This window comes from Geobacillus sp. LYN3, assembly GCF_003064505.1.
GTDB classification, from domain to species: Bacteria; Bacillota; Bacilli; order Bacillales; family Anoxybacillaceae; genus Parageobacillus_B; species Parageobacillus_B toebii.
The window spans coordinates 2809108-2818073 of sequence record NZ_QCWL01000001.1; the positions used below are offsets into that span (position 1 = coordinate 2809108).

The 8966-nt window shown below is 42.6% G+C and carries 6 protein-coding genes and 1 other annotated feature; of the genes, 4 read left to right on the top strand and 2 right to left on the bottom strand.

All coding sequences use genetic code 11. The features are described from left to right. Positions 1–253 precede the first annotated feature (253 nt). Positions 254–474, bottom strand: a binding site (T-box leader). Between the two features lie 167 nt (positions 475–641). After that, on the top strand, positions 642–3398 hold the full coding sequence (locus DCC82_RS14710) for a transglycosylase domain-containing protein (RefSeq protein WP_097354875.1): 2757 nt from the start codon (positions 642–644) through the stop codon (positions 3396–3398). Positions 3399–3430: 32 nt separating this feature from the next. Here the strand turns inward: DCC82_RS14710 and acsA are convergent, their stop codons facing one another. Beyond that, on the bottom strand, positions 3431–5146 hold the full coding sequence (acsA, locus tag DCC82_RS14715) for an acetate--CoA ligase (RefSeq protein ID WP_097354876.1): 1716 nt from the start codon (positions 5144–5146) through the stop codon (positions 3431–3433). A 173-nt stretch (positions 5147–5319) separates the two neighbouring features. Here acsA and DCC82_RS14720 point away from each other — a divergent pair, with 173 nt between their 5' ends. From DCC82_RS14720 to DCC82_RS14730, 3 genes are read left to right on the top strand one after another with little or no spacing between them, the layout of a single operon-like run. Next, complete coding sequence (locus tag DCC82_RS14720) at positions 5320–5952, top strand: GNAT family N-acetyltransferase (protein ID WP_015864826.1); 633 nt, start codon at positions 5320–5322, stop codon at positions 5950–5952. A gap of 34 nt (positions 5953–5986) precedes the next feature. Continuing rightward, positions 5987–6631: an acetoin utilization AcuB family protein gene (locus tag DCC82_RS14725; protein WP_015864827.1), complete on the top strand. Its 645-nt coding sequence runs from the start codon at positions 5987–5989 to the stop codon at positions 6629–6631. Further along, entirely contained in the window at positions 6628–7818 is a 1191-nt protein-coding gene (locus DCC82_RS14730; RefSeq protein ID WP_062679256.1) for an acetoin utilization protein AcuC, read from the top strand. The genes DCC82_RS14725 and DCC82_RS14730 overlap by 4 nt, the downstream gene beginning before the upstream one ends. A gap of 60 nt (positions 7819–7878) precedes the next feature. Here DCC82_RS14730 and ccpA read toward each other — a convergent pair whose 3' ends face one another. Next, positions 7879–8874: a catabolite control protein A gene (ccpA, locus tag DCC82_RS14735; protein ID WP_015864829.1), complete on the bottom strand. Its 996-nt coding sequence runs from the start codon at positions 8872–8874 to the stop codon at positions 7879–7881. Positions 8875–8966: the final 92 nt, after the last annotated feature.

The following is an 8966-nucleotide window of genomic DNA, read 5'->3' on the forward strand; positions in this document are numbered from 1 at the left end:
TTCGGCGAAGCGAACCCTTGACCAACCGAACACCGCCAAAGGTAAAATTCGGTCATGGCAAGGGCGGCTTTCCTATTGCCTTCTTTTTGTCCCCGTCGCCCTTGACGACTCTTTCCCACCTTTGGCGGGTGTTGGTCAAGGGCGAATCCGGCCCTCCGCATGCCCCACGATGCTCAATGGGATGATCTGTGTGGAGTTTTCATAGAACTTTTGACGCTACCTTATTTTTTCATAAAAAAATCGCCCCTTAAACGGAAGGGACGATTGACATCGCGGTACCACCCTACTTAGAAAGCATAGCGCTTTCTCACTTCATTTCGATAACGGCAAATGCCGTCTTTTGCTACTTGGACAATCCGTTCGCAAAAGCTGCTCGAGGAGGTAATTCGTGTTTATCTATGTGCTAGTTCACACCAACCACTAGCTCTCTGAAACAGGGAGATAAACACTACTCGTTCCTGTCATCGCTTTTATGTATATCGTTTTTGATATACATGTTTTTATCATACTCTCATAAATTTGTCAAACCGAATCAGATCGCATTTATAATGAAAGAAAAATGACAAAAAGCCGCAATATTCAACAAAAAATATGATATACTGTGTTTACATTTATTTGTTGTTTATATAGGGGGAATGCCCATGGAACATATAAAACAAACGTTTTCCCTAAAGAAAGCATGGCGCTATTTTCTCATTACATATGAAGTATGTTGGAATCTTTTTCTTATTTTTCTTATTTTCGCACTATGCGCCATTTGCTTTGCGGTCGGTCTTGGCGCCGGATATTTTGCTTTTTTAGTAAAAGATATGCCGCTTCCTTCGTATCAAGAAATGAAAACAGATATTTACAACTATGAGGAAACAACGCATATTTACTTCGCCAATAACGTTTATCTTGGAAATTTCCGCACGGATTTAGAGAGAGAAGAAGTAAAATTGAAAGATGTTTCCCCTTACGTCATAAAAGCACTGATCGCAACAGAAGACGAATATTTTTACGAACATCACGGTATTGTTCCAAAAGCAATTATCCGGGCGCTTTTTCAAGAAGCTACCAACTCTGCAATGCAAACAGGCGGAAGCACGCTAACGCAACAGCTTGTGAAAAATCAAATATTAACCAATGAAGCGTCGTTTGAACGGAAAGCGAAAGAAATATTGCTTGCGCTTCGCCTCGAAAAATTTTTTAGCAAAAATGAAATTTTAGAGGCATATTTAAATGTCGTTCCATTCGGCAGAAACTCATCCGGGCGCAACATTGCCGGCATCCAAGCAGCGGCCCAAGGCGTTTTTGGAGTAAATGCGAAAGATTTAAATCTAGCCCAAGCAGCATTTTTAGCCGGCCTTCCGCAAAGCCCTTTCGTTTATACGCCATTTACAAGCGATGGAAAAGTGAAAAAAGATTTATCCCCAGCATTGCATCGCATGAAAACGGTGTTAACACGCATGAAACAGGAAGGCTATATTTCCGAAAAGCAATATAGAGAAGCGCTGCAATATGATATCGCCAAACATTTTGCGCCACCGAAGCCATCACCGTTTGAGAAATATCCGTGGCTCACGATGGAAATTGAAAAGCGTGCGAAAGAAGCGCTAGCGGAAGTTTTAGCCAAAAAAGATGGGTATGAGAAACAGCAGTTATGGCAAGACGCATCTCTTTATAAACGCTATTTAGCAAAAGCAGAAAAACAGCTTCGCCAAAACGGGTATAACATTTACACAACGATTGACAAAAATATTTACGATCGCATGCAAAAAGTAGTTGCAAATTATCAATATTACGGCGACGACATTATTCAATACGTAAAAGATCAACAGACGGGCAAAACGGTTGCAAAGCGGGAACCTGTCGAAGTCGGTGCAATCCTTATTGAAAATAAGACAGGGAGAATTATTAGCTTTGTCGGCGGCAGAGATTACGGGCGAGAGCAGCTCAATCACGCCACACAAGCATATCGATCAAACGGTTCGACAATGAAACCGCTGCTCGTATATGCGCCAGCAATGGAAATGGGCATTATTCAGCCCGGTTCCATCATCCCAGACACAGAATTACACATCAAGACAGGTAAAGGTTATTACACTCCAAAAAATGCGGACCGAAAAACACACGGTTTAGTCACCGCTCGACGCGCCTTGCAGTATTCTTATAACATTCCTGCGATTCGAACATATATGAAGATCATGAATCAACATCCAGTACAATATTTGCACAAAATGGGCATTACCAGTGTGGCAAAAACAGAAGAAAACCACGTTGCCTTGGCGATCGGAGGAACGAATAAAGGAGTGACAGTAGAAGAAAATGTCAACGCCTATGCCACATTTGCGAATTACGGAACATTTATCGATGCGTATTTAATTGAAAAAATTGTATCGAAAGATGGACAAGTCATTTACGAACATCAAAGCAAACCTGTTCCTGTCTTTTCTCCGCAGACATCCTATTTAATGATTGATATGATGAGAGACGTTATTCGCCGAGGCACAGCGTCCTCTCTTCCGTATTATTTAAAATTCCAAGCGGATTGGGCTGGGAAAACGGGAACAGGACAAAATAATAAAGACTCCTGGTTTGTTGCAACAAATCCGAACGTTACATTTGGCGTTTGGATGGGATATGATACTCCGGCACCGCTGCAGCTAAAATATAAAGGGTTATCCTATAGCAAACGAACCCAGCTATTATGGGCACAACTAATGAATGCGGCTTATGATGTAAAGCCGCAGCTAATCGCTCCAAAAACGCGATTCAATATGCCAGGCGGCATCGTCCGTCGTGCATATTGTACAGTTTCAGGGTTCGTTCCATCTGATTTATGCGAAAAAGCTGGATTAGTCAACTATGATTTATATAATACAAAATTCACCCCAAAGCAAAGTAAGGACCAATATTTAATCGAAGGACGCTTTGTTGAAGTCAACGGCAAACGGTACATCGCGCTTAATACAACGCCGAGCGAGTTTGTTTCAAGCGGGGTCATACTTAATAAAAAATTGCTCAAAGAACTAGGAATCTACCATATAAACTCCGCCGAGTGGAACGGAACATTATTGGTTAGCGAAATGAAAGAAAACGGAAAACGTCCAGACCCGCCTACCGTCCAACTAACCAATGAAACAATAACTTGGAAGCCGCACCACGAAAACGACGTCATTGGCTATCGTGTATATTGTGCGGAACAAAAAGGAGCGCCGTTTCGTGTTGTCTCTATCGTTAAAGCTGGAAAATCTTTAACATTTTCTAATCTACAGCCAAAAGCAACATATTATGTGACAGCAGTAGATATAAGCGGCAATGAATCCCCGCCATCGAACATCATTTCTGAACAAAATGCCGCTGTACCAAATCAAGGAAAAAAGAAAACATCAGATAGCCCTTCGAAGAACCATTAAAAAAAAGCTGATCATATCGATCAGCTTTTTTCTTAGTCTTCCATTGTCGATAAATCCCCTGTCGGCAAGTTGAGTTCCCAAGCTTTTAAGACGCGACGCATAATCTTTCCGCTTCGCGTTTTTGGCAGTTTGTCGCGGAATTCAATTTCCCGCGGCGCTGCGTGTGCCGCCAATCCTTTTTTGACAAACTGGCGAATGTCTTCTTTCAATTCCTCTGATGGTTCATATCCTTCCCGAAGCGAAATAAACGCTTTAATAATTTCCCCGCGCACCGGATCTGGCTTACCGATAACCCCGGCTTCCGCCACCGCTGGATGTTCCACTAGCTTGCTTTCTACTTCAAATGGACCAACACGTTCCCCAGATGTATTAATCACATCATCGACACGACCTTGAAACCAGAAATATCCGTCTTCATCCATATAGGCGGAATCGCCGGAAACGTACCAATCGCCGATGAAGTACGATTCATATTTTTGTGGGTTATTCCAAATCGTTTTCATCATCGACGGCCATCCTTTTTTAATCGCTAAGTTGCCCATACGATATGGCGGCAGCTCATTTCCTTGATCATCAACAATGGCTGCTTTTACACCAGGAATCGGTTTCCCCATCGACCCCGGCTTAATTTCCATGCAAGGATAGTTACAAATAAGATGAGCGCCTGTTTCTGTCATCCACCATGTATCATGAATGCGTCGCCCGAATACTTTCATCCCCCAGCGAATGACTTCTGGATTCAATGGTTCTCCAACACTGAGAATATGGCGAAGTGAGCTTAAATCGTATTTTTTGACAATTTCATCGCCGGCCCCCATCAACATGCGAAATGCCGTTGGCGCACTATACCACACGGTTACGCCGAAATCTTGAATCGCTTGATACCATGCATCCGGGCTAAAACGTCCTCCAATAATGACGCTTGAAGCGCCGCACAACCAAGGGCCGAAAATGCCGTATGATGTTCCCGTTACCCAACCAGGGTCAGCTGTACACCAATAAATATCATCTTCTTTTAAATCAAGCACCCATTTTGCTGTTTGATAATGTTGAATCATTGCATTGTGAACGTGCAAAACCCCTTTTGGTTTGCCGGTAGAACCAGATGTATAATGCAAAATAAGTCCATCTTGGCGGTCTACCCATTCAATGTCAAAATGTTTGCTCGCTTCGTTCATTCGTTTCTTTAAGTCAATATACGGACCTTCTTCCACAATGTTATCCCCGACAAGAAAAACGTATTTCAGCTCAGGCAGATCATTGACTGGAACCCGCGGCAACAGTTCCGGTGTCGTGATGATTGCCTTCGCTCCACTATCCTCAAGCCGATCGCGCACCGCTCCTTCCATAAACGCTTCAAACAGCGGACCAACAATCGCGCCTGTTTTAATGATTCCTAATACAGAAAAATACAATTCCGGAGAGCGCGGCATAAAAATAAATACGCGGTCTCCTTTTTCAATCTCTGCTACTTGTTTTAGTACATTTGCAACTTTGTTGGACATTTCTTTCATTTCTTTGAATGTATACTTTTCATTTCTCGATGCATCACGGTAATAGAGAGCTACTTTATTTTTTCGAAACGTTTCCGCATGGCGGTCGATCGCTTCATACGCCATATTGACCCGGCCTGTTTCAAACCACGAAAATTCCTTTTCTACTTCTTTCCAATCAAAATTTTTATATGTTTCTTCATAATTTTTTAAATTATAGTCCCCTTGTATGACCGGTAGTACTTCCGTTTTCATTCTCCGACTCCCCCTTATGTAAGTGGTTACAGTCCTATTATAGTATATCTCTTTCGAATTCTCAATTTTTTAAAAATTTCCTTTTTATTTTTTATGAACTTTTTTTGAAACCGGTCTTCCAGTCGTTTTTTCATGTATAATGTTAGCAGAAAGACAAATCTAGGTGGTGCTCTATGGAACATAAAAAAACGTATAATGCGAAAGAACTAAAAACCCCAAAAGGGACATTAATTATTGAGGGCCCAGTATCTGCTGAAAAACTAGCAAGTTACGAATTTCATCACGATTTGACATCATTCCGCCAGCCGCCGCAGCAACATAAAGCACTCATTGAAATCGCAAAGCTGCCAGAAGGAAGAATTATTATCGCCCGTCATAACCAAACCATTGTTGGTTATGTTACGTTTCTTTATCCCGACCCGCTTGAACGTTGGTCACAAGGAAACATGGAAAATTTAATCGAGTTAGGCGCAATTGAAGTCATCCCGGAGTTTCGCGGCTATGGGGTAGGAAAAAATTTATTGATTGTATCGATGATGGATGATGCAATGGAAGATTACATTATTATTACAACAGAATATTACTGGCATTGGGATTTAAAAGGGACGGGGTTAAATGTATGGGAATACCGGAAATTAATGGAGAAAATGATGAACGCCGGCGGGCTTGTTTGGTATGCAACGGATGATCCTGAAATTTGTTCCCATCCGGCTAACTGCTTAATGGTTCGCATCGGCAAACGGGTCGATCAAGAATCTATCCAAAAATTCGATCGCCTTCGCTTTATGAATCGGTACATGTATTAAAAATCTTTCTTGACAACAAAGGGGAGAGGAATCAGTGATTGTCGAACAAATTATGAAAACTCCTGTCGTTACACTCCAGCCGACAAATACGATTGCAGAAGCGATTCAGTTAGTACGACAACTGCGCATTCGCCATATTCCGATTGTTGATGCCGAAAACCATGTTATCGGCATTGTAACAGATCGCGACATCCGTGATGCAAGCCCTTCCATTTTCCGGATTCATGAACATCTCGAAGATTTACAAAAACCGCTCAGCACGATTATGAAAACAGACGTCATCGTCGGACATCCGCTCGATTTTGTGGAAGAAATAGCAGCGCTGTTTTACGAGCATAAAATCAGCTGTTTACCTATCGTCCAAGACGGCAAACTTGTCGGCATCGTGACGGAGACAGATTTATTATATACGCTTATTCAGCTTACGGGGGCACATCAACCTAGTTCACAAATTGAAGTGAAAGTGCCTAATGAAAGCGGCATGTTAAGCAAAGCGGCCGCTATTATCGCCAAAAGACATACGAATATTTCCAGCGTTCTTTTATATCCTGACGAAGACGAAAACTACCAAATTCTTGTCTTCCGCGTGCAGACAATGAATCCGATTGGAATTATTAACGATCTAAAAAATGCTGGCTATACGGTGTTATGGCCAAACTTACCGGGGGTTTCGTCATGAAAAAAGATTGTGTATTTATTTACAGCGAAGATTTCCTTCGGTATAAATTTCATGATGAGCACCCGTTTAACCAACTTCGCGTTAAACTCACATACGATTTATTGCGCGCGATGAATGCATTAGAAGATGAACAAATTGTCACACCAAGAGTCGCAACGGACGAAGAACTTGCCTTAATTCATGATCAATCATATATTGAAGCGGTCAAAGCAGCCGGAAAAGGCCAGTTGCCTGAACAGGTAGCCTTAAACTACGGACTAGGGACAGAAGATACGCCAATTTTCCCAAATATGCACGAGGCAAGCGCTTTGTTGGTAGGAAGCACATTAACTGCAGTCGATTATGTGCTATCCGGAAAAGCAAAGCATGCGTTAAGTTTAGGCGGAGGGCTTCACCACGGCTTTCGCGGCAAAGCATCCGGTTTTTGCGTTTACAATGATAGCGCTGTCGCCATTAAGTATATTCGAGAAAAATACGGACTCCGCGTTCTTTACGTCGATACGGATGCCCATCATGGAGACGGCGTCCAATGGGCATTTTATGATGATCCAAATGTATGTACGTTTTCCATTCATGAAACAGGCCGCTACCTATTTCCCGGAACAGGAGGTGTGAATGAACGCGGACACGGGGCAGGATATGGGTACTCATTTAACATTCCAGTAGATGCGTTTACAGAAGATGAATCATGGCTTGACGCTTATACACAAGCGCTTCGAGAAATTGCGGAATTTTTCCGGCCCGATGTGATTTTCACGCAAAACGGAGCGGACGCTCATTATTACGATCCGCTTACTCATTTGTCCGTAACAATGAAAACATACCGTGAAATCCCGAAACTCGCCCATCAAATCGCTCACGAATATTGTGACGGGCGTTGGATCGCAGTTGGCGGCGGCGGTTACGATATTTGGCGCGTTGTTCCGCGGGCATGGGCGCTTATTTGGCTAGAAATGACAGAACAATCGAATATTTCCGGAAAATTACCGAAGCCATGGCTTGATAAATGGCAATCGCGTTCTCCTGTCCCATTGCCGCAAGAATGGGATGATCCGGAACCACTATATCCACCGATTCCACGAAAAGCGGAAATTACCGAAAAAAATGCTCAAACGGTAGAAAAAGCGTTATATCCAATTCGCAGTCAGCGACAAAAATCAACCGATCAAACTATTTCTAATAAATGATATTTTATCATCTTCATAAAAAACAAAAAGGGGCTTAGCAAAAACGATAGCCCCTTTTCGTTATTTCGTTGAGTCACGATATTCAATACGGTGCGGCAGCACGACGATATGGTTTTCGACGTTTTCCTTATTCATATATTTAGTTAATAAACGCATCGCAACCGCACCGATGTCATACATCGGCTGCACTACCGTCGTTAAACGAGGACGAACCATTGTCGCAAGCCGTGTATTGTCAAAACCGACCACTTCTAATTGATCCGGAATGCGAACGCCATGATCTTGCGCGCTATGGATAATGCCAAGCGCCATTTCATCAGTTCCAGCAAAAACAGCGGTTGGCTTCTCGGCTAATTCAGCGATTTTTTCGTATGCCTCAATGCCGGAATCATAGGAGTTATCTCCTTCAATTACAAGCTCTTCGTCATAGGCTATTCCATGCGTTTCTAAAGCGCGGCGGTAGCCCGCCAATTTCTTTTGATTGATTGGATCATCCGTCGGTCCCGTCACATAGGCGACCCGCTTGTTTCCTTTTTCTACAAGATAAGCAACCGCTTCAAAGGAAGCTTGTTCATAATCAATGTTGACTGATGGAATGGTATTATTTGGTTCAATCGTTGCGGCTAACACGATTGGCACAGGTGATTTCTGAAACTCATTGACATGCTCTTCGGTAATGTTTCCACCCATAAACAAAATGCCGTCCACTTGTTTAGCGAGCATCGTATTGAGCAAATGCAATTCTTTTTCTTTATTTTGGTCAGAGTTGCTTAAAATGATATTATATTTGTACATCGTGGCAATATCTTCAATTCCACGTGCCAATTCCGCGAAAAAGATGCTAGAAATATCAGGAATAATAACCCCAACGGTCGTTGTTTTTTTGCTAGCAAGTCCCCGTGCAACCGCATTTGGCCGGTAGCCTAGACGTTCAATCGCTTCCAACACCTTTTTTCTTGTTGATGGCTTCACATTTGGGTTTCCATTCACGACACGAGACACGGTCGCCATCGACACGTTTGCCTCTCGTGCCACATCGTAAATCGTTACATTCATTGATTTCACTCCTCTTTTTTATAAGGTATTGTCAAAAGTTTATCCTCCACACTCACGGTTTTCCCTTGAGTTTCAACGGTTGGAAGAAAAAA